The organism is Methylorubrum extorquens (assembly GCF_024169925.1).
Lineage (GTDB): Bacteria > Pseudomonadota > Alphaproteobacteria > Rhizobiales > Beijerinckiaceae > Methylobacterium > Methylobacterium extorquens_A.
Window position 1 is genome coordinate 990,096 of the sequence record NZ_JALJXF010000001.1, and the last position, 26,088, is coordinate 1,016,183.

Below are 26,088 nucleotides of genomic sequence, written 5' to 3' on the forward strand. Positions count from 1 at the left end.
AATTAATTTCATGTTAAAATATACTTGGACTGGGATGATATAAAATTCTCCTAGCGATTTTTTTCGAACACAAATGGTCGCTTTTAGACAAGCGCTCAGGCTTTGGTTTGTCCTCTGCGTGCGGTCATTGAGGGGCAAGCCGCTTAGTACCTGACCGCCTCGAGTATCCGCTTCCGCACCTTGGCGAGGCGGTCGTCGTCGTTGGCGCCTGTCACCATAGCCTCACGCCCGACGGCCTCGTAGATCTCCCGCACGGCATCCTCGTCCAGGCCGAGGCCTTGCGCGAACCGGAGCAAGCCGCGCATCTCGGCGGCGGATCGTTCGGTGGTCGCGCTCATCGGCCTAGCGGACCGCGATCTCGCGGGCGCCGACGACGACCTCCGCGGGCTCGGTGGGGTGCCGCTCGACGGTCCGGTTGATCCCGTAGGGCTGTGGGCGGTCCCAAGCCGCATCGCTTCCGGTCATGAGCGCGCGGGCCAGGAGGTCCGACAGGCCCTTGCCGCCGTCGCTGATGGCTATGGCGCTGCCGTTATCGACTTTCGACGATGGTCCGCATGGTTACGCCGTCTGCAGGCTCTAGGCAAAATCGTCCGGCACCTCGCCAAACTGGCCGAGGATCGTCGCGCTCTCGAATTCGCCCGTCTCGTCATCGGCCACGATCTGCAGGACGGTCGTCCCCAGCATCCGCTCGGCCATCGCCTCGGCCCGCTTCAGCGCCCGGCTGCAGGACGCCGACACCTGCCGATCGCCAGGGATGAGCCGCTTCCGCTTCACCGCAAAGGTCTGCACGACGAAAGTCGTCCGCATCGTCATAGCTGATACCCTCACCAAGCCCAGATTGTGCGTGGTCCACGTTTTCCATAGGGCGGCAAGGTCACGTTTATGCTCACGTTGACCCGGAACCGTCGGGCTGCTTATTCTTTTTTCGTTCCATAACGTGAGAGGGTACGGCGTGAGCCTGTTTTGATCGGCCCCCACGGGGTGGTCCAAGTTCAAAGTTAGTGCAGGGTCGGCCTCTGATCCACGGTTAGCTTGGCCGGCGGAGCCGGTCGGGAGAGGCGGGCACGAACACCTCCGGGGCTGGCGGCCGGTAGCCGAGTGAAGCGTGCGGACGCACGCCGTTGTCCGTATCGTCGCCAACTCTCGATCACGATCTGCGCCTCCTCGAGCGTGTAGAAGATCTCGCCGTTCAAGAACTCGTCTCGTAGCCGTGCGTTGAAGCTTTCGACGCAACCGTTCTCCCATGGCGATCCGGGTGCGATGCAGGCGGTCTTCGCGCCGACGCCGGTGATCCAGGCCTGTACCGACGTGGCCATGAACTCCGGACCGTTGTCCGAGCGGATGTGGCCCGGCACACCGCGTAGGATGAGCAGGTCGGACAGCACGTCGATGACGTCCGCCGCCTTGAGTTTGCGCGCCACCCGGATCGCCAGGCACTCACGCGTGAACGCATCGACCACGTTGAGCATCCGGAACTTGCGCCCGTCATGGGTGCGAGCCTCGACGAAGTCGTAGGACCAGACGTGATCGCGATGCTCTGCTCGCAGTCGCAGGCAGGAGCCATCCCCGTCCCAGATGCGGTCACGCTGGGGCTGCTTGGCCGGGACCTTCAGGCCTTCCTGCCGCCAGATCCGCTCCACGCGCTTGTCGTTGACCAGCCAACCGGCGGCCTTCAGCAATGCGCTGATCTTCCGATAGCGGTAGCGGCCATACCGCGCCGCCAGCTCGACGAGATCGGCTGTCAGGGCGGCCTCGTCGTCTCTGCCCCGCGGCGCCTTGCGCAGCCGCTGTTTCACACCTGGACCGAGGAAGAAGTCGCGCGCTTCGAGGCGCATTGGCCCGTCGGCACCCGCGAGCGCCTTGCGCTCGACATCCTGCTCTACACGGGGCTGCGCCGGGGCGACGCGGCGCGTCTCGGCCGACCGCATGTCCGCAACGGCGTTGTCCGCATTCTTACGGAAAAGACCAGCCAGGAGGTAACGATTCGTATCCTGCCGCCGCTGGCTGCTTCGATTGCCGCGAGCCCGACGGGGGATCTGACCTTCATCGCGGGCGAACGTGGCCGGCCGATGACCAAGGAGAGCTTCGGCAAATGGTTCAGGGACGCGTGCGTCGCTGCCGGCGCGCCGGGCCAAGCGCACGGCCTGCGCAAGGCGGGGGCACGCCGCGCGGCCGAGAGCGGGGCGGCGGAAGCCGAATTGAACGCATGGTTCGGGTGGGCGGACGGCAGCCGGGAGAGCGCGACTTATGTGCGCGGCGCCAACCGGGCGAATCTCGCGGAGCGGATCGCCGGGCGCTGGAACGAGGACGCTATCACCGCACATTCCGACCCAATGTGGGGCTCGGAGCTAAAAGTGCAACATTCTCAAGATTTAAGAAGGTTGTTGGCTCCCCGAGCAGGACTCGAACCTGCGACAAAGCGATTAACAGTCGGGGTGATGCCATTGATTTCATTGGACGACGTTACCGCGGGGGAGGGCTTTCGCTCTGACGAAACCTGCCCCGCGGTGACCCATTGCCTCGCTTCCCTAAGGAGGGCGGGATAGGGTCGGAAAATGGCTGATCCCAACCCCACCGTCGGCGAACTCTTCAAGGCCAAGGCCGTCACCGACGACCAAGTCAGCGTCGCGGTCGCGGCCTACTTCGCGAACCCCGATGCCAGCGCGTACCCGATCGCGGACGGCTACAGCCTCGACCTCGCTGCGGCTGTCGCTGGCCATAGCTGGGCGAGCCAAGTCGTCGCCAACCCTGAGAGTAGCCCCGGCTTGAAGCGTGCCGCCACCCGCACCGCTATCCTGCTGGCGCGGGCTAGCAAGAAATGAACACTGATCGTCTCACGGGTGGAACTCGACTGGCCTGGACGTCTTAGGTGCTGGCGCATCTCTCCAGGCCGATCGAACCATGAACATTGATCTGCCTACAGTTGATACGCTGCGCAAACACAGGATTGTTCTCGCAGAACAGATAAATAGCGCGGTTGAGGCCTACTTAGATAACCCAGACATTACCGCGTATCCCATCGCTACAGGTTACAGCATCGACCTCAAAGCAGCTGTCAGAAACCACGAATGGATCTGGAAGATCGCTCGTGATCCTGCCGCAAGCGCGAGGTTGAAGCGGGGCACAATTTGGACCGCGATCCTGCTGGCACGGGTGCAAAAGGCGTAAGCCCGATCGGCCGGTAAGCTTGAGGCAACCGGACACCCCTATGCCGTCGGCCCCGCCATCAGCCGGCAGTCGTAATGCTCCTTCCCGAACTCGCGCCCGATCATCTGCCGCCTGAGGCGGCCGAGTGGCGGAAAGCCTTCGGCGCCCTGCGCCCTACCTCCTCGCCGTGCCGCTACCTGAACCCCACTGTCTGGACGAACATTCACGAGGCCTGCACCGACTTCATCGAGCGTTTCGGCGCCGACGCCGTGCGCCTCGGCTGGACGGCACCGCAGCTCTTCGGCGTCCATCCCCAGCACGGAACGTTGCGCGTGGATTGGTGCGGGGTGATGGTGACGGGAGGGCACAAGGCGATCGGCATCGAGCCAAATCGGGTCTTGTTCGGCAACGTGAGCGGCTACCGGGATACACCCGGTGCGCCGGTCGGGATCCCGATCTGGGAGTTTGCGGCCCGTCGCGAAGGGAAGTAACCGAAGCCTTTGGCGACGCGCTAGCCGCGCTCCTCGCGCACAGTTCGATGCGCGCTGCAGCACCTCAGCGCCCACGCCAGCGTCCCCACATTTGTAAATGAATTATATGTTCAAAATGCCAATGCTGCGCCCTGTACCATGCTGCAGGGCGGGTGTTGTGGTCGGGCTGTTGCTAATGGTCGCGTTCGCATCGGACGCAACGATGATGGCTTCGAGCGATCGACATGCCAGTCTCGTATGGGCAGGTCTCGCCGCGATTGGCATTGCAGTTTTCACGCTGGGCTTCGAGTAATGGGTGCTGCGCGTTTGCCCCGCATCATCGGCCGCGGTGATGCCATCTCCGCCATCAGTCAGGAAACACCCTGATCAGGCTTGCGCTACCGGAAGCTCCTCGACCTGTGTCGTGTAGCGCGGCGTGCGCATCTCGAACTTCGTCGTCCAGGCCCGCCGCTGCTGCGCCAACCCGGCCCGTGCCGGCACAACGGTGCCGCGGCCGAAACGGGCGTTGCAGGCGTCCATCGCGCCCATGAGCCGTGTCGAGCGCTCACGATCGAGCCGGCCGATCAGCGCCCGTTGCGAGGCGGCGAGCGGCACGAGATCGACGGTCACCACGCCCGCCTTCGAGTAGCGCCAGGGCGGGCTGCCCTGCTCGCGCCAAGTGCGGGCCACGCCGTGCAGCGCCGCGGGGATCAGCGCCAGCGTGTCGTTGGTCGCCTCCGGCAGCGTCACCACCGTCGAGACCGAGCGCATGGGTTCGCCGCGGTCGTGCTCGCTCGTGTGATAGAAGACCGTGATGTGGTCGGTGCCGAGGCCTTCGCGCCGCAGCTTTTCGCCGAGCCGTGTCGCATGGGCGGCCACCGCCTGCTCCAATTCGGCCCGCTCCGTCACCCGGCCTGAGAACGAGCGGGTTACGGCGCAGCCCTTCCGCCGGGCCGGCACCAGTTCGAGCCCGAGGCAGGACACGCCGCGCAACTCGTGGATCATGCGCTCGCCGACCACGGTCAGAGCCTTGCGCACCGGCCGCGGGTCGATGTCGCGCAGGTCCGCTACGGTGTCGATGCCCATCGCCTCGAGCTTCGGCAGCGAGGCGCGACCGACGCCCCACAGCTCGCCGACATGGATCCGGCAGAGCCAGTGATCGTAGGCCGTCGGCTCGGTCAGATCGCATACCCCGTCGAGTTCGGGCACCGTCTTGGCGATGTGGTTGGCGAGCTTGGCGAGCGTCTTGGTCGGGCCGATGCCGACGCAGGTTGGGATGCCGGTCCAGGCTCGCACGGTGGCGCGGATATCGCGGGCGAGCGCAACGCGATCCCGGCGGACGAAGCCTGTCAGGTCGAGGAAGCTCTCGTCGATCGAGTAGACCTCCACGTCGGGCGTGGCGTCGCGGTAGATCGCGTTGATGCGCGCTGACATGTCTCCGTAGAGGGTATAATTTGACGAGAACACGCGCACGCCCTGCGTCTCGCAGAGCTGACGGATCATGAAGTAGGGCGCGCCCATCTTGATCCCGAGCGCTTTGGCCTCGGCGGTGCGGGCTATCGCACATCCATCATTATTGCTCAGCACGATCACCGGCACGCGGGCGAGCTTGGCGTCGAACACGCGCTCGCACGAGCAGTAGAAGCTGTTGCCGTCGATGAGGGCGAGGGCTCGCCCGCCGCCGATCCGATCCCGCAGGCGCGCCTCGGCGCCGCTCATCGACCCTGTCCAGCGCGCGCGACGTGCCAGCGGATGGTGAAGCGCACCACGCCCCAGACATCGACTTCGGCCAGTTCCTCCAGCGCGTAGACCGGCAGGTCGGCGTTGTCGAAGGAGAGCCGAGCCGTGTTGCCCTCGACCACCATGCGCTTGATCGACATCTCGCCATCGACAGCCGCTACGACGACGCTGCCGTGCGCGGGCTTGAGGCTGCGATCGACGCAGGCGAGATCCCCATCGAAGATCCCGGCATCGCGCATCGAATCGCCCGCGATGCGCCAAAGGAAGGTGGCGGGCGGGTTCGGTACGAGCCAGCGCGGCAACTCCAGGGCGTTCTCGACGAAGTCGTCGGCCGGCGACGGGAAGCCCGCGCAAAGCGACGGCCCCATCAGCGGTACGCGAACGGTGGAGAAGCCTTGGTCCGGTAGTTCGTTGACCCGAAACAGGCTCACGCCGTGCCCTCTCCCGTGATAGAACGAAAAGAGAACAAGCAGCCCGACGGTTCCGGGTCAACGTGAGCATAAACGTGACCGTGCCGCCCTGTGGAAAACGTGGACAACGCCCGATCGGGGCTTGGTGAGGGTATCAGCGATGACGATGCGGACGACCTTCCTGGTGCAGACCTTCGTGCTGAAGCGGAAGCGGCTCATCCCCGGCGATAGGCAGGTCTCAACGACGAGCAGTGCGGCGCTGAAGCGAGCCGAGGCGATGGCAGCACGGATGCCAGGGACGGCCGCCCTGCAGATCGTGGCCGATGACGAGACGGGCGAATTAGAGAGCGCCACGATCCTCGGCCAGTACGGCGAGGTGCCAGATGATTTTGCTGAGAGCCTGCAGGCGGCTTGACCGTGGGGGTGAGCATGGGCCTTCCGACCCATCCCTACTTGCTCCTGGCCCTGCCTGACGACCCGCCATCGCGCGAGGTAGTCAGGTTGAGCGTGGGCGAGTCCGACGGTCAGATCGAGATCGGCGGCACGGATCATCCTGAGTCCTTCGATCTCCGGACGCTCATCTGCGCACCGATCAAGGGGCAGACGACCATGGGCAAGGTGCTGGCGCTTCCACCACGGCACCCGCTCTGGCGCGAGGCACGCAGGCTGACGGGTGTGTGGGCTGAGTTCGATGCGAGCTCGGAAGCCTGACGGCGGCGAATGGTTCGCACCACCGCCACGGCATCTGGACTACTTCAGCGTGCGTGCGCATCCTCTCGAAAACAGGAGGAAATGCCCGTGATTCGGACTGCTATCCTGGCGCTGTTCGGCGCCGGTGCACTCATGCTTGTCGACCTGTCTCAGGCGCCTTCCGCGAGCGCGACGCCTGGCATGGTCCGAGCCGACGGCTGCCATGGACGTCCACGCCACTGCCACAGCCGCGGCGATCTTCGCCCCAACACAAGAGGAAGACTCTATGTCCCGGGTGCGTTTGACGGCGGTCGCGGCCATCATCACCGTCGCGGTCGGCGCCGGTAGCGCTCGCGCCGAGACCGTTACAGGCCGCGCCTCCGTCATCGATGGCGATACGATCGAAATCCGGAACGAGCGGTTCCGCCTGCAGGGCGTCGATACGCCAGAGAGCGCTCAGATGTGCGGCGACGCGGCCGGCAAGGACTATCCCTGCGGCCGGACGGCGGCGCTCGCCCTCTCCGACAAGATCGGTCAGAGCAACGTTGCCTGCGAGCCGATTGAGAAAGACCGGTACGGGCGCACCGTTGCGGTCTGCCGCCTCGGCGCGCTCGACCTCAACGGCTGGCTGGTCGAGGAAGGGCTCGGCATGGCCTACCGGCGCTACTCCACCGCCTATGTTGCGCAGGAGGATGCGGCCAAGCGGGCAAAGCGCGGGATTTGGGCCGGCCAGTTCACTCCGCCATGGGATTGGCGGAAGGGCGAGCGGGTGCAAGGTGTGGGCATGGCGGCGTCTGGCGGCCCGGACGGACCGATCCCCGCTCCGAAGACGCCGCCGGCCGCAGCGGTGAGTGCCTGCGCCATCAAGGGCAACATCTCGCGCAAGGGTGATCGGATTTATCACCTGCCCGGCACACGCGACTACGAGCGCACGCAGATCGACGAAGCCTCGGGCGAGCGCATGTTCTGCTCGGAGGATGAGGCGAAGGCGGCCGGTTGGCGGGCACCGCGAGGCTGACGATCGCACGGCCGAGGTGCGGAAGCGGATGCTCGCAGCGGCGCGTGACAGGTCGAATTTGCTTAGGGGAGCACAATGAACGCGAATGGGTATGAAGCTGCAGCGACCGCACTGAGACGGGCCGAAGAGGGCTTCGTGCGGCTCAAAGGCTCGAAGAGTATCGCCGAGCTAAAGGATGCCTGGTCGGACTTCTTAGTACAATACAACAGAATTTTTACAAAACTCGAACAGGCAAGCAAGACAGGTGGCAGCTCTCCTTGGTACGGGAGGATCAAGCATGAGCGTAAAAAATCAGTATGCCTAGCTTATCTTCTGCATGCTCGTAATATTGATGAGCACGGCATAGTGCCAATCTATGAAGAAGCAAATGCTGATATGCGAATTGGTGCCCCTACAGACGACCTGAGCAACGTCAGCATCACTATTATCGGCGGAGTGATTACTTGGAGTTCTGGTGGGGACGGGAAGCCGCTGAGCGTAGTTCGGCGTCCAGCGCGGATTGAGCTTAGGTCGGTAATTGATAGAGGCGAGGAATATGCTGCGCCGATCAACCCCAACTCGAAGTTCAGAGATAATTATAGCCCGGTTGAGGCCGCTGAAATTGGGCTGAACTTTGCAAGGAAAGTCGTATCAGAGGCGAAGGAAAGGGTGGCGCCTGACGAGGCTCCAAGGCCCTGATCCGTTGAGCCAAGTTCGCCGTCCGCCATCGGTTGCTGGTTTAAGGCAGCGTCCGCTTGATCGGTCGCCCCATTTCCGGGCAGGTGTGCGTACGAAAAACCCCGCCGCGGCGAGCCGGGCAGGGCAAGGTGGGTATCGAGATGGAAGGACCCGCTGGAGGGCGGGCATGAGGCAGACGGGCTGCGGTGGGCGGATAGTCCAGCTCAACGCTCCCAGGCCGATCACTCCTTCATGATCGCCTCTACGTTCACCAGCGTGCCCCGCGCCGTCTCCGCGCGCTCGTGCGAGGCCGAGTCGAAGCCCCATGCTTCGTGCACCTCAATCCCTCCGTGGGTCGGATAAGCCGGATCGGCCGCGGGCCCTTCATCGCGGATGGTTTCGAGACCGCCGATCGCCTCGGCGAGGGCGCGCTCATATCGATCAGTCGGGAGATCGCTTTCCACGTTCGCTGTCGGATTGGTGCTGACCATACTGCGCCTCTACCGGCGGGGATTCGCCGAGGGGACGAGACTGCATAATCAATTATATGTTGCATAGCGTCTAACAGCACATCCTGTTTCGATGTGCCGGGACTGTCTGGCCGCCCGGCGCCTTTCGCCCCGGCGGCGGTCCGCCGATCCCAAGCGTCCCCGTGCGCCAAGCGCACGAAAAACCCCGCGCGGCGGGTGCCGGCGGGGCTGATATGGGCGCCGAATTTGGGGCTATGCGGCTACGAGATCAGGAGGCAACGAATGGTCTGAGCGAGTGACTTCTCGGGCTGCCACCGATGCAAGATCCGTGACCTGAGCCTGCCCTTTGTAGAGGCGGGCCATCGCACCGCGCGCACGTTCGCCAGACCGTAAATCTGCGTAGCTGGTGGCCATTATGGCCGCGAACAACGTCTCTGAGACCAGTTGGGCCAGAGCGTCGTCGCCCTCGTAGAACGGCGTCCCATCGGAGTTCAGCGCCGTTGATTGAGATGGGCGGTCAGGCGAGGTGAAGACCTTGTAGAGCAGCAGCGTGGAGCTTCGATCAAGCATGGCCGCATTGAGCCCGGCCAAGGTCTCCAAGAACGACTGAGGCACGCGATCATCGTCCATCAGAAGGCGCGAGCCCCGAGCGAAGCGCCCGACCCAATGCTCTTGCTGGCGAAGTCGATCGAGGTCCGCACACGCGAACGCGTGCCACTTGCCAACGGCAAGAGCCGCGGCGGCGGCTGTGACAATAATCAAGAGTGCGAGTTGCAAGCTCATGGGTTCAAGTCCTGCCGTGCCTCCAACCGTCTAACCCCTTGGTTCTGGAACTCTAACGCAAGGCGGTCACGTTCCCGCGCCGTTTCGTCTTTGATGCGGCGGCTTTCCCGCCGGTGTTCCAAGATCGTACTCAAGACTCCATTCAACGCGCTCACGAATTCGGGCCCGCGGGTTGCGAGCCCTATTGCAGCGCCGATAGCCAGAACGAGAATGACAGCACCGCCCAGGCCGATCTTAAGCGCAACATCCGCCCAGGCTCCCGCGTCAATCCCCGTCATTCTCGCCACGCTACTCATCAACCCATTGCGAAAATATGGCAGAACCGGGGCAAATTCCATAGGACAAAAGAGTTGGGCGCTAAGTCGCTGAGAAGAAGACGAAACTCGGCGCTCCTTTTCGTCCTCGCACTCACGGCTTCCGCTCGATCTGGAACTGCACCACGTTCTGTGCCCGCGTGATCGGCCAGTAATATCGCTGCAGTGGGTTGCAGGCGTATTCCGGCGCCGCGTGGTACTCGCCTGGGCCGGGCTCGAACTCGTCAGGCACCGTGAAGCATGTGGTGATGACGCGCAGCCCGAGCCCCTGCGGCGGGCGCTCGTATTTGATCGGAGGCAGGATCACCCGGTGCGTGTGGGCGTCGAACAGCGCCCGATCGACGTTCCCGCGGCAGTCGCGGAGGTAGTCGACCCTCTGCCGGATGCAAAGGCGTCCGCCGGGTCGGACGGTGGGCGTCAGCACGGTGGTCTCGGGCACTTCGACGGGGAGGCCGCGGTCCGCGATGAACCAAGCCATTACGCCTGCGGTCGCAAGGATCGCCGCCGAGATGATGCCAAGGCAGGCGTAGCCGAAGAGGCGCAGCCCCATCATCGCCCCCCTCTCACGATCGAGAACAGGTCGATGCCGTTCTTCGCGAGCGCCGTGACGCCGGCAACGAAGGCGACCGCCGTGCCACCGATCCAGATCAGCACTTTCGCTGCGGTCCGCGATGAGGTGATGAAATCCACGGCCCCGTCGAGGTTGCGCAGCTCGCGATCGTTCTTGCCGTCGATCCAGGCGACCGTCTCGGCCTTCACCGCCATGAGGCGTTCCAGCTTCATCACGTCCGCCTCGCTGAGCGTGTCGAACCATTTGCGGAGGTGAGCTGGGAACATATGGATGTCCCGGCCATCGCGACGGCCTTGGCTTTCCATCAGCTGCCGGTCGAACCGTTCGCCGAGTTCGGTGTTCGGTGGCGCCGGCATCCGGTCAGGCATCTGCCCCTCGAGGAGACGGACGAGTTCGCGCGCACGCTCAAGGGACACCTCTTTTCGATCCGGCATGCCATCTCTCAGCGTCCACCCGCAGCCGGGGCTTCACACGCCGCCCGCCACTTCGCGTTCAGGCCCCGGAGCTGCCGGCGGGTCTCCGCCGTGTCCTTCGCCGAGTAGAGGACCGGCGCCGTCATCGTCCGGCAGAACCGGGCGGCGGGCGGCGTCGGGTCGGGGCTCTGGCAGGCGAACACGAAAAAGCCCGCTACGGTGCAGGTGATCAGCACGGCTCAGTCCTTCCGGAGGTCTCGGGAGTCGTCGGCCTCGTCCGCTGCGGCCGCACCAGCGCGTTCGGCGGCGGCTTCCTGGCGCTCGGCCTCGGCGCGGGCGGTGTTCGCCTGCGTTGCCGCGCCGAGGTCGCGCAAGACCTCCTCCGCGCGCTGGCGGGCCGCCCAATCGTTGACGGCCCGCACGAGGAAGGTGATGAACGCGGACGCCCACCACGGGAGGGTGAACGGCACGTCAGCGCACCGTCACCTTGGCGTCGTCCACGCGATCGACGAGCTTCGGGGCAGCCTTAATCGCGGACACCTCGGGGAGCTTCGCGGCGGACGCGACGATGCCGGCCGGGCGGCGCATCCACACGCCGTAGACCGCGGCGGCAAGGGCTGCGACGCCGCCGATGACGGCGGTCAGCAGGGTCGCGTCGCTGATGAAGTCGACCTGCTCCTGCGTGGCCCAGCCACGGCCGACGAGGATGCTGCCGACGGCAACGATGAGGATACGCGCCAGGGACGCGATTTGCGCGGTGTTCATCATGGTGATGTCCTGATGGTGGGGATGCACGGCGGGCCCGGCCGGCTCGGGATCACGAATTGGTCAAGCAAGGTCGAGGCGGCTTGAGCGCTGGCGGTCGGTCGCGCATGAGGCGACGCCGCTGGCTCTGCCCGATCAGTCCTGGGTCAGCGGCCGGCGGGCCGGCTCGTACCCCCCTAGCGGCCGGCTCGCTGAACTATGCTTCGCTCACGCCCGAGCGCGCCCCGGCGATCGTCGTCGGCAGCGTGTGCGGCGCCGGCAGCGGCACGTCGGCCGGCCAGCGGAAGGCGGTGAACTCCTTGCGGGGGAAGGCCGCGACGGACCACGCATCGCCCTGGTTGCCGCCCAGCAGGAAGATCTGGCTCGCGTTGGCGCCGACGACGAAGCCGACATGCCCCTGCCAGGACGAGTTGCCCCGCTTCTTCGTGGCGACGGCGCCGAGGGCCGGCTCCTTCAGCCCGACGCCCCACGCCTCGTAGGACCGCGCCGCGAGGCTGCCCGACGGCTTATGGCCGGCCCGCTTGAGCATGGCGCCGACCGCTGCCGCGCACCACGCGACCGAGTCCTGCTTGATGCCGGAGAAGCCCGCATCGGCGAAGAGCTGCACGACCCGCGGGTTGTTGGCCGCGCCCGGTCCCTCGCGCACGCCGAGTTCGCCCTCGGCGAGCACAAGCCAGCCGGGTTTCTCCGGCGCCTCGCGCCGTTCGCTGATGTCCGCCTTCTGCAGGGCGGCCTGCGTCTTCGGCCCGGCAATACCGTCGGCCACGAGCCCCGCCGAGCGCTGGAACGCGGTCACGGCGGCGATGGTGCGGGGACCGGCATCGCCGTCCGCACCCGAGGGTCCGAGGTCATACCCGCGCGCCAAGAGAGCGCGCTGAATCACAGCGACGTCCATGAGGGTGTTCTCCGATCATGTTGGGGGGTCGTCTCAGGCTCGGGCCGGGTGGCGCGGCGAGCGAGTCGGGATCAGGCGGCTTCGAGGTTCGCCGTCTGCACTGGGAATTGGATCGTCATCCCGGTGGTGTTCACGCCCATCAGGGTGGTGAGCGGCGAGAACTCGGGATCGCACAGCATCACCGTGCCGATATCGCCGACCATGAACTCGGGCGGGATACCGTCGCGGCGGGTGATCCGGACCCGGTCGCCGAACTTGAACGGCGCCGCCTCGACGCGCCGCAGGAACTCGGCGTGCACGTGGTCGGCGATGGCCTCGGGCGTATCGAGCGTTTCCGTCGTCGTGACGGTCTTGGTCAGGGTCAGCATGGATCGCTCCTCACAGGGCGGCGGCGCGGGACCACAGCGCATCGAGCGCCGCGGGGTCGTAGGGTTGGCCGGTGGCCGGGTTGGTGAGCAGGCCGCCGAGCTGATCGGTGAGCGGGTGGTCGCGCTCGAAGGTGGTCGCGCCGGCCAGCATCATGCGCGCGCCGAAGCGGTGGCCGCCCGCCTCGGGGATCTTCGCCAGCGCGGCTTCCATGGCTTCGGGAAGATCGCCCCGCGCGGCCCAGGCCAGCGCCTCGACTTCGGAGATGGTGCCGGCAAGCGCGAGCGCCTGCGCGAACTGGCGGTCCGAAATCGCGTTGGCCGGCGCCGTCCAGAGCGGAGCGTCATCGGCCGGCTCGATCGCCCATCCATCCGGCAGGGCTGGCTGGGTCTCCCCTTTCTCGATCACGAGGCAGGTGATCTTGCGGCCCTGGTCGTCGCGGATCTGAAGGAACTCGGGCATCAGTCGGTCGCCTCGAAGAGCATGGAGAACAGGATGTTGCTCGCGTCCGGGGCGCCCGCGCTGGCTTCGACCTTGATCGACCAGCGCTCCCCCGCCGCGAACTCGACGCTGTTGACGAGATCGGACGCTTGGTTGGAGCCGGAACCAGAGATCGTGCAGGTCAGCGCCGTGTCGGAGAACAGCTTCTCCAGCGTGAACTTGTAGGTCTGGTTGGCGCCGGGCGCCCCGCCCGTGATGACCCGCAGGTTCTTGAAGCGGCCCGCACGTCCCGCCGGCACGTAGGCGAGGGCCGCGTTGATGCCGACCAGGGCGTTGGTGAAGTAGCGGGTCGTGCCGGCCGGCACCGGCGTCGTACCGCTGTTGCCCGAGACCACCTGCGGCGCGATCACCGGATAGCCGCTGGCTCTCTGATAGTGCCGCACCGTCCAGTTGCCGGCGGCGTCCGACGTGGCCAGGGCCGTGTCGCCGCCCTGCGTGACGATGTTGCGCCCGCCGGGCAGGACGAGGCTGGGGGCGCTATGGGTGAGGGTCGCGCCCTCGGTGAAGCGCAACAGGCGCACGAGGTGCTTGCCCGGCCCGAACGACGTGATGACCGCCCCGCCGGTGATCGTCACCTTGCCGGCCGGGGCCGAGCCGAGATCGACCATCGCCGCCGAGGCCATCGTGGCGCTGCCCTGGCGCAGATCCCCCGTGCCGTTGGCAAGATCGATCAGCAGCGCGTCGCTCGGCGTGGCGCCGTCGGGGAAGGCGCGCAGGGCCAGCGTCTCGATTGTGGCCACCTGCCCGCCGGTCGGGGTGTAGCTGAGGCTGCGCTGGGAAATGTCGCCCCAGGTCCGGCCGGCGATGGCAAAGGCGATGCGCCCGATCGCAGTGCTCGCCACCTTGTCGAGCACGAGCTGACGCGATCCCGCAAACAGGTTGGTGGCGGTGCCGAGCAGGTTGGTGAGCGTCGCCAGCAGCTTCAGGCTCACCGCCGCCGCGAAGCTGGAATCGGTGCCGTTGAACCCCCGCGTGTCGATCAGGAAGGGCACGCTGTTGTAGGCGGTCGGGATGCTGCCCGCGGTGGTGAGCGTGCCGCCGTTCGTGCCGTTTGGGACCACCGTGTTGATGATCCAGGCGTCGCCGACAGCCCGATCGCGAGCGCCGAAGCTAATCGTCATGCCCTGCTGGACGACGGCATTCAGATCCATGCCGGTGATCGCCACCGAGTTGGTGTTCGCGGTGACCGTCGCGGTGGCATTCGAAGGACCGTAGAGAGGCATAGGCGAGCGTCCTCAGAAGCGAGGGGATGGCAGAGCGGAGTTGTTCGCGGGGTCGGGCGGAAGGCGCTCAGAGGCGCGGCGGCTCAAGAGCCGGTGATCTCGAAGAAGGTGTAGGCGACGCCGGCTTGGCCGTTGGTTGCGGCAATCGTGTAGGTGCGCTCGCCGGGCGGCGGCACGTCGCGGTAGAACGCCTCTGTGCCGAGGGTTTGGACCGTGTTCCCGTTGGCCGCGCGCGTTACGTAGTAGTTCATGCCCTTATCGCGCAGAGCGACGCCATCGCGCGCGATGCGCAAGATACCTTGCTGGCCCGGCGCCAAGGGTTGGTCCGGTTGTCCGTAGAACTCGGCAAAGATCAGCACCGCGGACCCAGGCCGAACATTCACCTTGAAGCTAATGGAGTTGGAGTTGGGGTCGAAGCCGGCATTCGACTGAGAGATACTGTTCGGCAGCAGATTGCCCGGCCCGACACGAAGAGTGTCGATGTACGTCTCGGCACCGGTAAAGCGGAACGGATAGGTCGTCCCTCCGTTGGCGGTGAAGGCGATCAGGTTTGCGTCGAACAGGATCCGGGACGAACCATCGCCCAGGATGTCCATGAACAGGCCGGAGTTGCGGTAGAAGCCATTCCGCTCGGTCGAAAGCTGGATCGAGAACCGGACCGCCACACCGGCCGGCGCCGACACTCCCTCGAACCTGATCCGGCCGAACGCGGTGCCGGCATCCGAGCGCGCATACAGATCGATGTTGGTGCCAGCCTGCGCCTGTACCGTGTTCGAGAGCGCGGTGGAGACTTGGTTGATCGTGCCTTCGTTGTTCCCGACCCGCGCGCCGAGGCCGCCGATCTGCTGACTGAGCGCCCCCTCCGTGTCGATGCGAGCACGCTCCGAGGCGAGAAAGTAGGCCCGGTCGCTGTCCGTTTGCCTACCGAGGCCTTGCAGGAAGTTCCGGTCACCGTCGGTCTGCGCCTCCAGACGGGTGGTGCGCTCCGCCTGCGCACTGACGGCGTCGGCCCGCGCCCTCTGTTCCGTGACCAATCCTGCCTCGACGCCGCCGACACGCGCATTCGTCGTGTCGATGCGCTGGCTTAGCGCGCTGTCGCCGTCGGCATAGGCCCTGAACAGCGTCTGGATGTTGCCTTCGGCCGTAGCGACCTTGCCCTCCACGGTCCCGAAGCGCGCGTTGACGCCCTGGAACTGCGAGGCGGTGGCGCTCTGATTATCCGTAACGGCCCTGCCGAGGCTCGTGATGCCCGCCTCGTTGGTGCCGGTTCGGGCCTCGAGGCTGGCGGCACGCTGCGATAGGGCGCCGGTCTCGCTGGCGCGTGTCTGCTCCTCCGTCACGATCCGCGCTTCGGCGGTCCCGATCCGCGAGACCGCCCCGTCGATGCGGGTCGTCTGCGCCGCATCGGCCGCGGCCCGCACCTGGATCTCTGAGGTGACGTCGGCCGCGACCTTGCCGACCTGCGCCGAAAGCAAGGTCTGGCTCTGCACCAGGGCTTCGCCGTTGCCGGCAATCGCCCGCGTGACGGTCACGAACTGCGCCGCCGTGTCGCCCTGGAAGGCGAGCAACCGCGTGGACACCTCGGCGACGGACCGGCCCGCCTCGTCGAAGTTGGCGGAGGTGGCGGTCTCGGCGCGGGCAACGTGCTCGTACAGGCCCCCGGTTTGCTCGCCGAGGTAGTCGAGCATCTGCGCCAGCGTGCCGACCATCAGCGGCAGATCGACGGCGCTCGTGCCGGCGGCGGTGACGACGTTGCGGATGCTGCCCTCTGTCGCTGAAATGCGGGTCTCGGCGCTGCTCAAGCGCACGCCTTGCGCATTGACCGTAGTGAGCGTGGCCCGCTGCTCGATCGCCGCGCCTTGTGCGGTGATGGTCTGCTCGGCCGTGCCGAGACGTGCACTCACCCCGTCGAACTGCGCCGAGGTCGCCAGCGTCGAGACCGTCGCGGCCACGGCATCGAGGCGAACGCGGACGGCGTTGATGTCGGTGACGAGGCCCGACACGTCCTTGCCCTGGACCGAGCCGTAGAGGTCGATCTGCCCCTTGAGCGCATCGACCAGCACGGAGAGCGAGGTCAGGCGCTGGCCGGTCTCGGCCTCCAGCTTCGCCACGGCAGCGATGCGGACGCGGCCTTCGTCCGGCAAGATCTCGATGCCGGCCGCCGCCTGATTGTCGCGCAGGGTCGCCACGTCGGCGAGCAGCCGGAAGGTCGCCTCGTTCAGAAGCGAGATGTCCTTGCGGACGTCGCCCATGACGGCATCGACGAACCCGATCCGCACGGACGGGTCCGCAGCGAGCGCGCGGCGCAGGTCGTCGAGACGGCCATAGGCGCTGGCGAGGGCGCTGGCCGCTTCTTGGCTCGCGGCGTCGGCGGCTTCCTGCGCCGCATCGGCCGCGGCTTGGGCGGCGGTGATGAGCCCCTGCGCATCCGGACCCAGCTTCTCGTAGGGGAGCGGCTCCAAGTTGGTGACGTCGATCAGACCGCCGTCGATCACGAGGCTCGGCGCTTCGACCCGAACGATCGACCAAGCTCCGCGCGGCCCGGCGACTGTCACGCCACGGACGCGCACCATCATCTGGTCCGAGCCGCCGACGACAGCCTCGAACGTGGTCCGGTCGCCCTCGTAGGCCCCGATCCACGACCCGCCGTTATCGTAGGAGACCTGCGCCTCGTAGCTCACCGCGTTCTTGGCCGGCTGCCAGCCGGCGGTGAGGATGAGCGCCGCCTGCCGCTGGGCGATGTTCGCCATCAGCGCGGCAATCACCGGCAGCGCGGAGGAGAACAGGTCGGGGATCTGCAGGAGCGGCGGAACGCCGTCCTCGTTGGTCGTGTAGACCTCGGCGGCGTCGATCACGCCGGACAGGTGGATGTGCTCGCCGTCCTGATCGGGATCGCCGTCGGTGATCAGCACCGGGAACGAACGGGGCTGGCCCGGCGAGAAGGCGAGCCATGCCGGCTCCTGTGTGTCGGAGCGGCCCACCGCATCCGCCAGGGTCACGCCGCCCGCCTGTGAGACGCTGACGATCGCCTCGGCGTCGTTGGCGCCGCGGGTCACCCGCACCGGTCCCCACGGGCTTCCGTCGCGGCGGCGGATCTCGGCGTAGTGGTTGGCGCCCGCCTCCCATGCCGGGGCCGGGTCGAGCGTCAGGCGCCGCGACGCCGACTGGAACCCCACGACCTCGCAGGACTGCCCCCAGGTCTCCGGCTCCTCGGTCGTGATGCGCACGAGGTCGCCGCGCTTGAGCAACCGCCCTTCCATGCGGGCGGTCCACGACACGGTGATGCGGCGGTACTGGCTCTCGGCCGCCATCATCCGGACCATGCCGGCGGCCTGCTTGCGGTTGACCACGCCTTCGAGCTGCACGCGGGCCGGCTTCAGTAGGACCACGCCATCCGGCGCGGACGAGACCTCCGCGAGGCGCCACGTCGTCTCGTCGACGTACTCGCCCACCATGCCGTCGGCCCAGGCCTCGTCCGAGAGCGCGTAATCGATTTCCAGCGTGTCGCGGACGATGTCGTTGTCGGTGAACAACATCCGCGGCAGGGCGCGCGGTTCGTCACGGGTGATCGTGAGCTTGTCGCCCACCGGCGCCGGGAAGGCGCGACCCGCCTTCAGCACGGTCTCGAGTACGTCGTCGAGGAGCGGAACCTCGGTGAAGCGGTGATCGAAGGTGTGGCCGAGTGCGTCCCAGAGCGCGGCGTGGCGCACGAAGTCGGAAAACTCGATATCCGAGATGCTGAGCCCGGCCGCGTAGTCGCCGTTGCGCCACCAATCGAGCGCGGCCCAGGCGATGGAGCGCGTCGGCTCCTCCACGAACTGCCCGTCCCGCCAGACCGGCAGGATGCGGGTGCCAATTACGCGCATCTGGCCGCCCGAGACGCCGGATAGCTGTTTCGAGGCGACGCCCTTCACCGCGAGCGTCGTGACGCGCGGGAAGGACTGCGGCCCGTCGATGTGCGCCCGCAGCGCGGTCCACGTTACGTCGTCGGTGCCGCCGATCTTGGCGATGCCGCTGTCGTTGACGCTCGGGTTGCGACGGCGCCCGCGGACCTCGTACCGGCCCGGCGCTACGTCGACCCGTTCCGTGACCCGGATCTGGCTCTGCTTCGCCTGGCTGTAGACCTTCTGGAAGACGGTGACCCATCCGCCGGTGGCCGCGCCGGCATCGTTCACCGTGCGCGCCTGGACCTCGATGTCCGTGTTGGCGGCGAGCGTCCGGTCCTTGAAGGTGACGTAGGCGCCGCCCGGCCAGACGAAGTCGAGCAGGAGCTGCTTGGCCTGCGTGCCTGCGGCGTTGACGATGTAACCCGGCGTGAACTCGGTCGCGAGTTCGGCCCCGCTCAGCTCGTCGGCCGTGACAACGTTGACCGGGTAGAGCGTGACCTGCGCGCCGGGCTCGACGATCTGGATCTCGATGCCGGGATAGTCGGGGCTGGGGCCGCTCTCGTAGTGCCAGATCGGGGTGTCGCCGATCAGCAGCTGCTCCACCCGCATCCGACCGCAGGTCAGCGCGTAGAGCGCGTAGTCGGTCATCGCGTCGCCGGCATACTCGCTGTAGGTCGGCGCGGCGTAGTCGGGGGCGAAGCGCAATCGGCCGTTCAGCACCGGGATCGGCTGCATGGGTCGCGCGGCGTTGCCTTGGAGCCCGAACGAGTAGAGCGCGTCGGTGCTGTTGGTCTTGCCGCCGGACTTCGGCTGGAGAAAGTGCGAAATCGCGAGCGAGCCTGCGCCTACGATGACGGCCGACGCAATTGAGGTCGCGACCGTCAGCGCGGTGCCCGTGAGGCCCGCAGCCCCCGCGATGGCGCCCCCGAGCGGCCCGGACACCGCGGTGAGCGCGACCAGAGCGACGACGGACAGGATCGTCTTGCCGGCAGAGGGGCCGTTCGAGCCTCCGCCGAGCGGACGGCTGACGAACTCGACGTTGTCGTTGACCGCCAGCGCCCGCGTCTCCCACTCGGCCCGTGCATAGAACTCGCCGTTGATCCGACATACGGTCGGCAGGTCGAACCGCCACGCGACGCGCGCGAGGTAGGCGGCCACGGTCTCGCCCATGGCGGCCTGCGCCTCGGCGATCGGCAGCACGATGGCGCCGCTCTCGCAGAGCGAAGGGTCCGCCGGGTCGAAGACCTGGAGGTTATGGCGGACGGCAATCTGCATGGTATTGGCGGCACAACCTGGGAGGCTGAGATGAAGTACGCGGTGGCGGCTATCGTGTGTGCCGCGGCGCTGGCGGGGTGCGCGGGCACGCAATCGCAGATGCGCCTTCTGGAAAATCAAAACGCTTTGCGTATCGAGCCGACTAGCGGTCCGGGTTACGACTACACTGTCGTCGTCAAGAATGTGAAAGATGTCGGCTACAACCCAGACAACAAAGCTGACCGCGACGACATTGCTCTGCGCGCTATTGCCGCCCAATGCCCGAACGCAGCAATCACTAAGGAAGAAGCGATTGAGACGGGCACTTACCTGCTAGGTAATCCGTCGCGAGATTACTTCATGCGGATACGGTGCCGGCCCACCTGAAGATCCGCAGGTAGTGGAAGCCGATCGCGCGCAGCGATGGCAAGTCGTCCGCCACCACGCCGGCCCGCTCGTTGATGTGCAGCACCACGCCCGCGGTCGCCGGCACGACGTAGGTGCCGAGGTGGAAGTCGCGGCCGGCCACGTTCCCCATCAGCACGAGGTCGCCGTCTTGGGCCTCGTGCTCGGGGATCTCGCGCCAGTTCTTCCGCTCTGCGTGGCTCAGCATCGCCTCGGCCTGCTGCCGGGTCGTAGCTGCCACGAAGGGCAGTTCCGGCATCGGCACGTCATACAGCGCCGCCTGGACGTGACGGGCGAGGCCGTAGCAGTCGAAGGCGTCTGGTCCCAACGCGCCGATCAGGTAGGGGCGGCCGATCAGGTCGGAGAGGAAGGCGATGCGATCGGTCATGCGCCGGCTGCCACCATCAGCGCCGGGAATCGCTGGCTGTCGTAGATCTCGCGCATCACGCGCAGCTTGGTCGGGTCGGCCATGGTCAGCGTCCCGTCGAGTCGCGCGCCCTTGCGCTTCACGCTGCGCAGCAGGAGCCGGAACGGCCCGTGCCCGACGGTGTCCGGGTCGCTGGCAAGGTAGCCGCGGAAGATCACCACCACGCTCTCGTTCAGCTTGGTCGCCGGTTCGAGGTAGCGGGCCACCTCCCGGTTCACGTTGTCGATCCAGATGGGCGCCTCGACCCCAAGCTTGCCGATGCGCGGGTACTCGATACCGAAGGGCACCGCCTTGAACAGCACGCGTTGGCCGGCGTTCAGCGGCGCGCCCTCGTCCAGGCGGAAGGTCTGGTCCTGCGTGTCCATCACGGCCCGGATCGGCGACGGCTGGCCGTTCTCGATGAACTGTGAGTGGATCATCTCCAGGGTCACCAGCATCCGCTGCGACACGTCCACGGTCGCGGCGGCCTCGGCCCAAGCCTGCGTTGCGGCGATCGGCATGCGTCAGAGGTTCCGGACGTCGAGCGTGAAGGTGACGCGGGTCTTCGTGATGCCGTGTGGCTCTTCCGCGATGCCCTCGGCGCCGTTGCGGATCTGGACGAGGCGATCTTCGTGCGCGTTTCGATCCGCGACCCACACCGGCATGGTGAACTCGGCGCTGGCGTCGCCGGTCTGGCGCACAAAGTCGTGGAAGGCACCGAGTTGCGCGGGCGTGAACAGGATCGAGACCTGCATCGCCGTGATGCGAAGGGTGAACTGCGGGCGCTGGCGCACCTTGCCCGACTGCATCGGCGAGCGGGCGGGGGCGAGCCCGAGGCTCGACACCTTGTGCGCATCGCGTTGCCCAGCAAAGGGCAGGCGGTTGGGCCACGCAAGGGGCATCAGCCGGTCCGCCGCAGACCGTAGGCCCTCAGCGCCTTCTGCACGTCGGGATCGTTCGCGATGGCGCCTGCAATGGTCTTCCCGATCACGATGGTATCCCGTGGCCCGCGCGGACCCGTGGCGCGCTCGGTTTGCACCGGCTGTCCCGTCATGTTGATGATGACCGGCGGCTCGGCGGCGATTGTTGCGGCGTTGCCGTTGGCCGCGCCACCCTGCATTGCCACCGGGATGCGCCGCCCGTCCGGCAACGGCACGTAAGCCTCAGCCATTGATCCCTCGCCGTAGATCGCGGCCTGTGGGGTGTCGGCGATGCCGCCACGAGCATAGGTTCGCAGGGGCACCTCACCGAGCGGGGTCATAATGCCGCCGTTGGCGAACAAGCGGACGCCACCGGTGGGGGACGCTGCGCTGGCCGCGCCGCCGCCGAAGATCGAGCCGAGAAAGCCGCCAATCCCGTTGCCGCTGCCGGAGCCGCCCCCAAATGCCGCACCGATCGCCGAATCCAGTGCCGAGTTGATGAGCTTATCGGCAATCCGGCCTAAGGCGTTGGTCATGGCGTCGGCCGCCGTGGCGCCGCGGCGCAAGTCGGAGGCAAAGCTCGTCGCGGCGTCGGTGAGCGTATAGCGCGCATCGGCCAGGATCGCGTTCTGCCTCGCCTGCTCGACATAGGCCTGCGCTTGGGGCGTGGTGACGTCGCCATAGATGCTGCGGGCGCGGCCGTAGGCGGTCTGGTCGTAGCGGTCTCGCCCGAGCTGGTCGCGATCAAACTGCAGATCGCGTCCGGCGCGCGTGGAAGCGAGGGCGCGTGAGGCAGCCGCCATCGCCGCCGCGCTGCGCTCAACGCTGGCGCGGTACTCGGCCGTGATCTCGATGCCGCTCGCCTGCGCGGCGCTCAGCATCTGCTGCGCCCGGGTGGCCGCGTCATAGGCCTCGCCGTTGCGATCGAGATACCGATTGGCGACGTCGATCTTCTGCCGCTCGTCATCGAGAGCGGTGTTCCGCTCCACCTGCGCCTTGATCTGCTGTTCGGCATTTGGCGGAGGTGTGGTGATATTCCTGACGTAGCCCCTCGTTTCGTCTGGGAGCGTCGAGACATCGCTGCCGCTGGCAAGGAAGCGGTCAGCGCGGCGCGGGCCTGCATTGTAAGCCACCAGGGCGGCGGTCTCGTTTCCGTTGTACCGCTGCAGCAGGTCGCGCATCAGGCGCCCCTGCGCGTCAATCGACGCCGCCGGATCGAACGGATCATTCAACCCGTATTGCCGAGCCGTGCCCGGCATGAACTGGGCGATGCCCTGCGCGCCCGCTCGCGAGACCGCGCGCGGATTGAACCGGCTCTCCTGATAGCCCTGAGCCACCAGCAGATCTGGGTTCACGCCGTACCGGGTGGCTGCGTCGTAGTAGAGGCTCCGATACTGCTCCGGCGCCTGTCCAAGCCCCCGCGAATAGCGACCGCTGCCGGACGAGGTGTCGTAGACCGCCTGCTGCCGGGCGGTTTCGAGCTCCAGGCGCTGCCGCTCTCGGATGGCGTTGACCTGAAAATCGCGTAGGAGCGGATCGTTCGGGTCGGCGTTCAGTCCCCGGATTTCGTTCTCAGCGCGCTCGTTGATGCCGGCGACGCGCTGCGCCTGTGGGGAAAAGCCGACCGTGCGCAGGGAGAACTGAGCCTCGCGGATCGCATTCGCGAACTGGCTTCCACCCTGCGAAAGCTCCTCGCGGATACGGCGCGCTGAGGCCTCCAGTCCGTCAGCTGTCCGCCTCGACTCGCCGGTTGGGTCCAGCACCCCGGCGGCAAGCTCGGTCCGGATGCGCGTCGCGCCCTGCTCGATCTGCTTCAGCCGCTCCTGGGCCGGATTGAACTGCTTCACGAGGTCATCGACCGCCGTGCTGCGCTGCGCGAGATCTGCCTGTCGCGATTGTGCCTGCCGGCGAGCCTGCTGAGCGAGAAGCGTGTCGAGATATGCGGTCGCCGTACCGACGTCGCGCTCGCCGAGACCGAATGGGAGATAATCCTGGCGGGCTTGGGCGTTTGCGAGCGCCTTCCGCGCTGTCTCGATCTGCGTTTCGAGATCGCCGCCGGAAATAACTCGATCAACGCTGCGCCCGACCGCATCCCATGCATCCGAGATCGTTCTGCCAGCAGCGCCTGTTACCTTCGCCCAGCCGCTGGTAAGCTCCGTCGCGTTGGTTAAGCTTCCCTTGTATGCCTCGAACAGAACCCGCTGAGCGCCAAGCCGATCCCCCTGCGCCGAAAGCGTTTCAATGCTCTCTCTGGTTGCTGCGTCAAGAAATCCGAGCTGTTTGTTGAGCGCATCGGCGCCCTTTACAGGATCAGAAAAGGCTGCGGCAAGTGCCTTGGTTGCATCCGGCAATTCTTGTCCGGTCGTTGCCGCGTAACTCTTGGCCGTCCCGATGAGGCCGACGTACATCTCGGAGCCAATCCGACCCGTGGCAGCGAACTCGCCCGCCATCTCGCGTGCAGACCGGACTGAGACGCTGCCGGCGGCTGCAGCTGCGGGCGCCAGCGCGTTGATTTGTCCCGCGGTCACGCCCGCAGCGCGCCCCACCCCAGAAAGCTGCTGAGCCAGAGCGGTCTGCGTCGACGCATATGATTGCTGCGCAACTACACCCGCAACCACGACAGCGGTTAACCCGCCAATGGCTCCACCTACGACACCAATCCGAGATGCAAGGCGCGCCGCAGCGCCGCCCATCCTCTCTGTTGACTCGCCAAATCGGTCGGCGCCGCGAGAGATCACCTCCTCTTGCAGCGCGCCTGATGCCGTACCGCTGTTCTCACCTTCAGGGCGCGCCTGCTCCCGCTGACCAATCTTCAACTTGTCGAGAGCACCTTCAATGGTGCCGGCGACGCGATTCCCGATATCGCGCAGGGCCGCGCCGATACCCACTCCGCCCTCACCCATGAACATCGGGGCGATTTGGCCTCCCTGTTGCAGCGCGACCGTCAGGGGGTTCATGCCGCCCTGAAGGGACGTGACGACATCAATGCCCTGAAACGTCAGGTTCTGAATCTCATCCGCACGGAGGCTTCGATTTTGCTGGGAGGCTGAAGCGCTCGGAACGGCTGAGGCCGAAGCCATACGTCTAGCGACGTCTAATCGCTGCGCCGTTGCAGCACCCATCGCTCCGAGGGCGGCCCAGGCGGCCGTCGCATCGCGTGCCGTGGTGGTGACGCTGTTCAAATCGTCTCGAGTCTCGATCAGCGATCGGTCGAGGCGCACGACGTTGGTGGTCGCCGTCGCCGCGCTCGTCCCGACCTCTGAGATGGCACGCCCAGCCCGGCCGCCGGCAGCCTCGACTTGCGCGAGGGCGGCCGTCACGGCGTTCGTCGCCACCGTGTTTCGGTTCAGCGCCGCGATCAGCGCATCGGCGGCCGTCCGAATCTGCCCGACCTTGCTCTCGCCACGCGCAGCCGCTTCGCCCATCTTATCAAGGGCGTTTGCAGCCTCGACGACCGGACGGCTGTCGATCGCAAGAGATAGGGTAGCAAGATCGGTCATGCGTCAGGTTCTCTTCATGGCAGCGGCCATCGCTATGGCAGCAGGCACAGCCTCGGCCGCACCGCCGTCTGCTGACGCTGAGTACGAGCGCCTGCAGGCCTTCTGTCGGAAAGGAGACGTCGGACAGGACAGGATCACGGGCTGCATGTTCGACAGGGTTGACCGATTAAGGAAGGACCTCGCCGGGGCCGTTCGGAAGAAGCTGTTCGAGATCAGCGAAGTGGAGAAGGAAGAGGCCGGCCCAGGTGTCCTTAGTGGAAAGGAGGATGCGGATCGGTGGCGGACCGCCTTCGAATTGGAGCAGTCGGCATGGGCGAACTATGAGCGCGCGCGATGCAAGAACATCCTCGACTTTGAGCGCTATGGCGGTAGCGGCGCTGGACAGGCCCAGGCGGCGTGCTCGATCAGACTGATCCTGCGCCGCATCCATGAACTGCGCGAGTAGACGCTAAGCGTCCCGCACGTCCCCAAACCCGTCCAGCATCCGCTCGACCGCGCTTGCGTTGCTGAACGACACGACGTGCCGCGGCGCCTCGCCATTCGGCCCCTGGGGGCGTCCGTCATCCTCGTCCCGTTGCTGCCCCCACACCTCGCGGCGGGCGCTGTCCATCGCCATCAGCGCCTCGACCTCCCAGGGAGCGAGAGCCTGATTGGCAAGCCGGGTCCAGGCCTCGACCTCGGCATAGGTGAAGGCCTGTGCCCCGCCCATGCCGCCCTGACGGGTGCGCTCGATCGCCCAGAACGCCGCCCAGGCGCCTTCCCCAAGGGGCGGGAAGCGGTGGGCGGCAGCATCGGTGATGCGGCCTGCGGCCTGGTCCAGGGTGACCCTGCGCACGGCGGCGCAGAGCCGTTGGATCAGACCTTGCCGAAGTTTCCCCGGTTGGCCGTGTAGGCGAGCACCTGATCCGCGAGCCAGGGATAGGCCTTCAGCACTTCGACGGCGGCTTCCGGCGAGTAATCGACGGGCTCACCCTTCAGGGCGATGCCGGACCAGCCGGTGATCGCGGCGGCGGCGGACCGGGCCCGGCCCAGGATCAGCGCGTCGTCCTCGTCGGTGGGCTCGCGCTCCATCTCGCGGGCGGCAGCGTCGCGGATCCGACGCAGCGCGACCCGGTAGGCGCGGGCGTCGGCGCCGTAGACCTGCAGCGTGGCGCCGGTCTTCTCGCCGGTGCGCGGGTTGGCGACGGGCATGGCCGCGCCGCGCTCCGCCTCGCTCTGCAGGTCGAACTCGGCAAGGTCCAGCATGGCGGGCGGGGCGCTCTCGGTGGCGGGTTTGGTCATGG

General features: G+C 66.7%; 33 protein-coding genes and 1 pseudogene. 10 read left to right on the forward strand and 24 right to left on the reverse strand.

Annotated elements, in window-relative coordinates; genetic code table 11:
* Positions 1-143 precede the first annotated feature (143 nt).
* The 4 genes and pseudogenes from J2W78_RS04765 to J2W78_RS04775 all read right to left on the reverse strand — a co-directional run.
* Positions 144-338: a hypothetical protein gene (locus tag J2W78_RS04765; protein ID WP_253368449.1), complete on the reverse strand. Its 195-nt coding sequence runs from the start codon at positions 336-338 to the stop codon at positions 144-146.
* A gap of 4 nt (positions 339-342) precedes the next feature.
* A complete protein-coding gene (locus J2W78_RS24695; RefSeq protein WP_301288525.1) occupies positions 343-465 on the reverse strand; it encodes a hypothetical protein in 123 nt (40 codons plus the stop codon).
* A 111-nt stretch (positions 466-576) separates the two neighbouring features.
* Positions 577-813: a hypothetical protein gene (locus J2W78_RS04770; protein ID WP_253368451.1), complete on the reverse strand. Its 237-nt coding sequence runs from the start codon at positions 811-813 to the stop codon at positions 577-579.
* A 185-nt stretch (positions 814-998) separates the two neighbouring features.
* Positions 999-1,781, reverse strand: a pseudogene (locus J2W78_RS04775) (IS3 family transposase); the annotation flags it as partial.
* Between the two features lie 108 nt (positions 1,782-1,889).
* On the opposite strand from J2W78_RS04775, the gene J2W78_RS24820 reads away from it, so the two are divergent.
* The 4 genes from J2W78_RS24820 (at position 1,890) to J2W78_RS04795 (ending at position 3,638) form a co-directional block, all read left to right on the forward strand.
* The gene (locus J2W78_RS24820) at positions 1,890-2,546 is read left to right on the forward strand and encodes a tyrosine-type recombinase/integrase (RefSeq protein ID WP_367399930.1); all 657 of its coding nucleotides are present in this window, start codon (positions 1,890-1,892) and stop codon (positions 2,544-2,546) included.
* 9 nt (positions 2,547-2,555) lie between these two features.
* Entirely contained in the window at positions 2,556-2,822 is a 267-nt protein-coding gene (locus J2W78_RS04785) for a hypothetical protein (RefSeq protein WP_253368453.1), read from the forward strand.
* Positions 2,823-2,901: 79 nt separating this feature from the next.
* The gene (locus tag J2W78_RS04790) at positions 2,902-3,168 is read left to right on the forward strand and encodes a hypothetical protein (protein WP_253368454.1); all 267 of its coding nucleotides are present in this window, start codon (positions 2,902-2,904) and stop codon (positions 3,166-3,168) included.
* 74 nt (positions 3,169-3,242) lie between these two features.
* Positions 3,243-3,638, forward strand: coding sequence for a hypothetical protein (locus J2W78_RS04795; protein ID WP_253368456.1), 396 nt, complete (start codon positions 3,243-3,245; stop codon positions 3,636-3,638).
* A gap of 366 nt (positions 3,639-4,004) precedes the next feature.
* Here the strand turns inward: J2W78_RS04795 and J2W78_RS04800 are convergent, their stop codons facing one another.
* Together J2W78_RS04800 and J2W78_RS04805 are read right to left on the reverse strand one after the other, a co-directional pair.
* On the reverse strand, positions 4,005-5,336 hold the full coding sequence (locus J2W78_RS04800; RefSeq protein ID WP_253368457.1) for a Y-family DNA polymerase: 1,332 nt from the start codon (positions 5,334-5,336) through the stop codon (positions 4,005-4,007).
* A complete protein-coding gene (locus tag J2W78_RS04805) occupies positions 5,333-5,788 on the reverse strand; it encodes a LexA family protein (RefSeq protein ID WP_253368459.1) in 456 nt (151 codons plus the stop codon). The genes J2W78_RS04800 and J2W78_RS04805 overlap by 4 nt, the downstream gene beginning before the upstream one ends.
* 139 nt (positions 5,789-5,927) lie before the next feature.
* Between J2W78_RS04805 and J2W78_RS04810 the strand changes: the two genes are divergently transcribed.
* From J2W78_RS04810 to J2W78_RS04825, 4 genes are all read left to right on the forward strand, one after another.
* Entirely contained in the window at positions 5,928-6,182 is a 255-nt protein-coding gene (locus J2W78_RS04810) for a hypothetical protein (RefSeq protein ID WP_253368461.1), read from the forward strand.
* A gap of 86 nt (positions 6,183-6,268) precedes the next feature.
* Positions 6,269-6,478 carry a hypothetical protein gene (locus tag J2W78_RS04815; RefSeq protein WP_253368463.1) on the forward strand — a complete coding sequence of 70 codons (210 nt, stop codon included), beginning with the start codon at positions 6,269-6,271 and terminating at the stop codon, positions 6,476-6,478.
* A 265-nt stretch (positions 6,479-6,743) separates the two neighbouring features.
* Positions 6,744-7,475, forward strand: a complete 732-nt coding sequence (locus tag J2W78_RS04820; RefSeq protein ID WP_253368465.1) for a thermonuclease family protein — start codon at positions 6,744-6,746, stop codon at positions 7,473-7,475.
* Positions 7,476-7,610: 135 nt separating this feature from the next.
* Positions 7,611-8,153: a hypothetical protein gene (locus tag J2W78_RS04825; RefSeq protein ID WP_253368467.1), complete on the forward strand. Its 543-nt coding sequence runs from the start codon at positions 7,611-7,613 to the stop codon at positions 8,151-8,153.
* Positions 8,154-8,374: 221 nt separating this feature from the next.
* On the opposite strand, the gene J2W78_RS04830 is transcribed toward J2W78_RS04825, so the two are convergent.
* The 12 genes from J2W78_RS04830 to J2W78_RS04885 form a co-directional block, all read right to left on the reverse strand.
* Positions 8,375-8,623: a hypothetical protein gene (locus J2W78_RS04830; RefSeq protein WP_253368469.1), complete on the reverse strand. Its 249-nt coding sequence runs from the start codon at positions 8,621-8,623 to the stop codon at positions 8,375-8,377.
* Positions 8,624-8,854: 231 nt separating this feature from the next.
* Positions 8,855-9,385, reverse strand: a complete 531-nt coding sequence (locus J2W78_RS04835) for a hypothetical protein (protein ID WP_253368471.1) — start codon at positions 9,383-9,385, stop codon at positions 8,855-8,857.
* 408 nt (positions 9,386-9,793) lie between these two features.
* Positions 9,794-10,252, reverse strand: coding sequence for a hypothetical protein (locus J2W78_RS04840; protein WP_253368473.1), 459 nt, complete (start codon positions 10,250-10,252; stop codon positions 9,794-9,796).
* Positions 10,249-10,536 carry a hypothetical protein gene (locus J2W78_RS04845; protein ID WP_253368474.1) on the reverse strand — a complete coding sequence of 96 codons (288 nt, stop codon included), beginning with the start codon at positions 10,534-10,536 and terminating at the stop codon, positions 10,249-10,251. The genes J2W78_RS04840 and J2W78_RS04845 overlap by 4 nt, the downstream gene beginning before the upstream one ends.
* A 176-nt stretch (positions 10,537-10,712) precedes the next feature.
* Positions 10,713-10,919, reverse strand: coding sequence for a hypothetical protein (locus J2W78_RS04850; protein WP_253368476.1), 207 nt, complete (start codon positions 10,917-10,919; stop codon positions 10,713-10,715).
* A 3-nt stretch (positions 10,920-10,922) separates the two neighbouring features.
* Positions 10,923-11,153: a peptidoglycan-binding protein gene (locus tag J2W78_RS04855; protein ID WP_253368478.1), complete on the reverse strand. Its 231-nt coding sequence runs from the start codon at positions 11,151-11,153 to the stop codon at positions 10,923-10,925.
* Position 11,154: 1 nt separating this feature from the next.
* Positions 11,155-11,451: a Pam3-gp28 family putative phage holin gene (locus J2W78_RS04860; protein WP_253368480.1), complete on the reverse strand. Its 297-nt coding sequence runs from the start codon at positions 11,449-11,451 to the stop codon at positions 11,155-11,157.
* Between the two features lie 193 nt (positions 11,452-11,644).
* Positions 11,645-12,343 carry an NlpC/P60 family protein gene (locus J2W78_RS04865; RefSeq protein ID WP_253368481.1) on the reverse strand — a complete coding sequence of 233 codons (699 nt, stop codon included), beginning with the start codon at positions 12,341-12,343 and terminating at the stop codon, positions 11,645-11,647.
* A 71-nt stretch (positions 12,344-12,414) separates the two neighbouring features.
* Positions 12,415-12,711 (reverse strand): hypothetical protein, encoded by a 297-nt coding sequence (locus J2W78_RS04870; RefSeq protein ID WP_253368483.1) that lies wholly within the window; start codon positions 12,709-12,711, stop codon positions 12,415-12,417.
* Positions 12,712-12,721: 10 nt separating this feature from the next.
* On the reverse strand, positions 12,722-13,171 hold the full coding sequence (locus J2W78_RS04875) for a hypothetical protein (protein ID WP_253368485.1): 450 nt from the start codon (positions 13,169-13,171) through the stop codon (positions 12,722-12,724).
* Positions 13,171-14,433 carry a hypothetical protein gene (locus J2W78_RS04880; protein WP_253368487.1) on the reverse strand — a complete coding sequence of 421 codons (1,263 nt, stop codon included), beginning with the start codon at positions 14,431-14,433 and terminating at the stop codon, positions 13,171-13,173. Before J2W78_RS04880 ends, J2W78_RS04875 begins: the two co-directional genes overlap by 1 nt.
* Positions 14,434-14,516: 83 nt before the next feature.
* Entirely contained in the window at positions 14,517-19,595 is a 5,079-nt protein-coding gene (locus tag J2W78_RS04885) for a host specificity factor TipJ family phage tail protein (protein WP_253368489.1), read from the reverse strand.
* Between J2W78_RS04885 and J2W78_RS04890 the strand changes: the two genes are divergently transcribed.
* The gene (locus tag J2W78_RS04890; RefSeq protein WP_253368491.1) at positions 19,575-19,961 is read left to right on the forward strand and encodes a hypothetical protein; all 387 of its coding nucleotides are present in this window, start codon (positions 19,575-19,577) and stop codon (positions 19,959-19,961) included. The genes J2W78_RS04885 and J2W78_RS04890 overlap by 21 nt on opposite strands.
* Here the strand turns inward: J2W78_RS04890 and J2W78_RS04895 are convergent.
* The 4 genes from J2W78_RS04895 to J2W78_RS04910 are packed head-to-tail and all read right to left on the reverse strand — an operon-like array spanning position 19,933 to position 24,805.
* A complete protein-coding gene (locus tag J2W78_RS04895) occupies positions 19,933-20,367 on the reverse strand; it encodes an NlpC/P60 family protein (RefSeq protein ID WP_253368493.1) in 435 nt (144 codons plus the stop codon). The genes J2W78_RS04890 and J2W78_RS04895 overlap by 29 nt on opposite strands.
* Complete coding sequence (locus tag J2W78_RS04900) at positions 20,364-20,906, reverse strand: DUF1833 family protein (protein ID WP_253368495.1); 543 nt, start codon at positions 20,904-20,906, stop codon at positions 20,364-20,366. Before J2W78_RS04900 ends, J2W78_RS04895 begins: the two co-directional genes overlap by 4 nt.
* Before the next feature lie 3 nt (positions 20,907-20,909).
* Complete coding sequence (locus J2W78_RS04905; RefSeq protein WP_253368497.1) at positions 20,910-21,287, reverse strand: hypothetical protein; 378 nt, start codon at positions 21,285-21,287, stop codon at positions 20,910-20,912.
* The gene (locus tag J2W78_RS04910) at positions 21,287-24,805 is read right to left on the reverse strand and encodes a phage tail length tape measure family protein (protein ID WP_253368499.1); all 3,519 of its coding nucleotides are present in this window, start codon (positions 24,803-24,805) and stop codon (positions 21,287-21,289) included. Before J2W78_RS04910 ends, J2W78_RS04905 begins: the two co-directional genes overlap by 1 nt.
* Between J2W78_RS04910 and J2W78_RS04915 the strand changes: the two genes are divergently transcribed.
* On the forward strand, positions 24,804-25,250 hold the full coding sequence (locus J2W78_RS04915; protein WP_253368501.1) for a lysozyme inhibitor LprI family protein: 447 nt from the start codon (positions 24,804-24,806) through the stop codon (positions 25,248-25,250). The genes J2W78_RS04910 and J2W78_RS04915 overlap by 2 nt on opposite strands.
* A gap of 3 nt (positions 25,251-25,253) precedes the next feature.
* On the opposite strand, the gene J2W78_RS04920 is transcribed toward J2W78_RS04915, so the two are convergent.
* Together J2W78_RS04920 and J2W78_RS04925 are read right to left on the reverse strand one after the other, a co-directional pair.
* Positions 25,254-25,640, reverse strand: coding sequence for a phage tail assembly chaperone (locus tag J2W78_RS04920; protein ID WP_253368503.1), 387 nt, complete (start codon positions 25,638-25,640; stop codon positions 25,254-25,256).
* A 20-nt stretch (positions 25,641-25,660) separates the two neighbouring features.
* A complete protein-coding gene (locus J2W78_RS04925) occupies positions 25,661-26,086 on the reverse strand; it encodes a hypothetical protein (protein ID WP_253368505.1) in 426 nt (141 codons plus the stop codon).
* Positions 26,087-26,088: the final 2 nt, after the last annotated feature.

Excerpts from the sequence above, each read along its gene's own strand:
- J2W78_RS24695 (WP_301288525.1), bottom strand. The coding sequence starts at position 465 with ATGACCGGAAGCGATGCGGCTTGGGACCGCCCACAGCCCTACGGGATC.
- J2W78_RS04840 (WP_253368473.1), bottom strand. The coding sequence starts at position 10,252 with ATGATGGGGCTGCGCCTCTTCGGCTACGCCTGCCTTGGCATCATCTCG.
- J2W78_RS04865 (WP_253368481.1), bottom strand. The coding sequence starts at position 12,343 with ATGGACGTCGCTGTGATTCAGCGCGCTCTCTTGGCGCGCGGGTATGAC.
- J2W78_RS04885 (WP_253368489.1), bottom strand. The coding sequence starts at position 19,595 with ATGCAGATTGCCGTCCGCCATAACCTCCAGGTCTTCGACCCGGCGGAC.
- J2W78_RS04910 (WP_253368499.1), bottom strand. The coding sequence starts at position 24,805 with ATGACCGATCTTGCTACCCTATCTCTTGCGATCGACAGCCGTCCGGTC.
- J2W78_RS04795 (WP_253368456.1), top strand. The coding sequence starts at position 3,243 with ATGCTCCTTCCCGAACTCGCGCCCGATCATCTGCCGCCTGAGGCGGCC.
- J2W78_RS04870 (WP_253368483.1), bottom strand. The coding sequence starts at position 12,711 with ATGCTGACCCTGACCAAGACCGTCACGACGACGGAAACGCTCGATACG.
- J2W78_RS04830 (WP_253368469.1), bottom strand. The coding sequence starts at position 8,623 with ATGGTCAGCACCAATCCGACAGCGAACGTGGAAAGCGATCTCCCGACT.
- J2W78_RS04895 (WP_253368493.1), bottom strand. The coding sequence starts at position 20,367 with ATGACCGATCGCATCGCCTTCCTCTCCGACCTGATCGGCCGCCCCTAC.
- J2W78_RS04905 (WP_253368497.1), bottom strand. The coding sequence starts at position 21,287 with ATGCCCCTTGCGTGGCCCAACCGCCTGCCCTTTGCTGGGCAACGCGAT.
- J2W78_RS04925 (WP_253368505.1), bottom strand. The coding sequence starts at position 26,086 with ATGACCAAACCCGCCACCGAGAGCGCCCCGCCCGCCATGCTGGACCTT.
- J2W78_RS04765 (WP_253368449.1), bottom strand. The coding sequence starts at position 338 with ATGAGCGCGACCACCGAACGATCCGCCGCCGAGATGCGCGGCTTGCTC.
- J2W78_RS04890 (WP_253368491.1), top strand. The coding sequence starts at position 19,575 with ATGGCGGACGGCAATCTGCATGGTATTGGCGGCACAACCTGGGAGGCT.
- J2W78_RS04915 (WP_253368501.1), top strand. The coding sequence starts at position 24,804 with ATGCGTCAGGTTCTCTTCATGGCAGCGGCCATCGCTATGGCAGCAGGC.
- J2W78_RS04845 (WP_253368474.1), bottom strand. The coding sequence starts at position 10,536 with ATGTTCCCAGCTCACCTCCGCAAATGGTTCGACACGCTCAGCGAGGCG.
- J2W78_RS04860 (WP_253368480.1), bottom strand. The coding sequence starts at position 11,451 with ATGATGAACACCGCGCAAATCGCGTCCCTGGCGCGTATCCTCATCGTT.
- J2W78_RS04770 (WP_253368451.1), bottom strand. The coding sequence starts at position 813 with ATGACGATGCGGACGACTTTCGTCGTGCAGACCTTTGCGGTGAAGCGG.
- J2W78_RS04790 (WP_253368454.1), top strand. The coding sequence starts at position 2,902 with ATGAACATTGATCTGCCTACAGTTGATACGCTGCGCAAACACAGGATT.
- J2W78_RS04900 (WP_253368495.1), bottom strand. The coding sequence starts at position 20,906 with ATGCCGATCGCCGCAACGCAGGCTTGGGCCGAGGCCGCCGCGACCGTG.
- J2W78_RS04835 (WP_253368471.1), bottom strand. The coding sequence starts at position 9,385 with ATGAGCTTGCAACTCGCACTCTTGATTATTGTCACAGCCGCCGCCGCG.
- J2W78_RS04810 (WP_253368461.1), top strand. The coding sequence starts at position 5,928 with ATGACGATGCGGACGACCTTCCTGGTGCAGACCTTCGTGCTGAAGCGG.
- J2W78_RS04875 (WP_253368485.1), bottom strand. The coding sequence starts at position 13,171 with ATGCCCGAGTTCCTTCAGATCCGCGACGACCAGGGCCGCAAGATCACC.
- J2W78_RS04880 (WP_253368487.1), bottom strand. The coding sequence starts at position 14,433 with ATGCCTCTCTACGGTCCTTCGAATGCCACCGCGACGGTCACCGCGAAC.
- J2W78_RS04820 (WP_253368465.1), top strand. The coding sequence starts at position 6,744 with ATGTCCCGGGTGCGTTTGACGGCGGTCGCGGCCATCATCACCGTCGCG.
- J2W78_RS04785 (WP_253368453.1), top strand. The coding sequence starts at position 2,556 with ATGGCTGATCCCAACCCCACCGTCGGCGAACTCTTCAAGGCCAAGGCC.
- J2W78_RS04800 (WP_253368457.1), bottom strand. The coding sequence starts at position 5,336 with ATGAGCGGCGCCGAGGCGCGCCTGCGGGATCGGATCGGCGGCGGGCGA.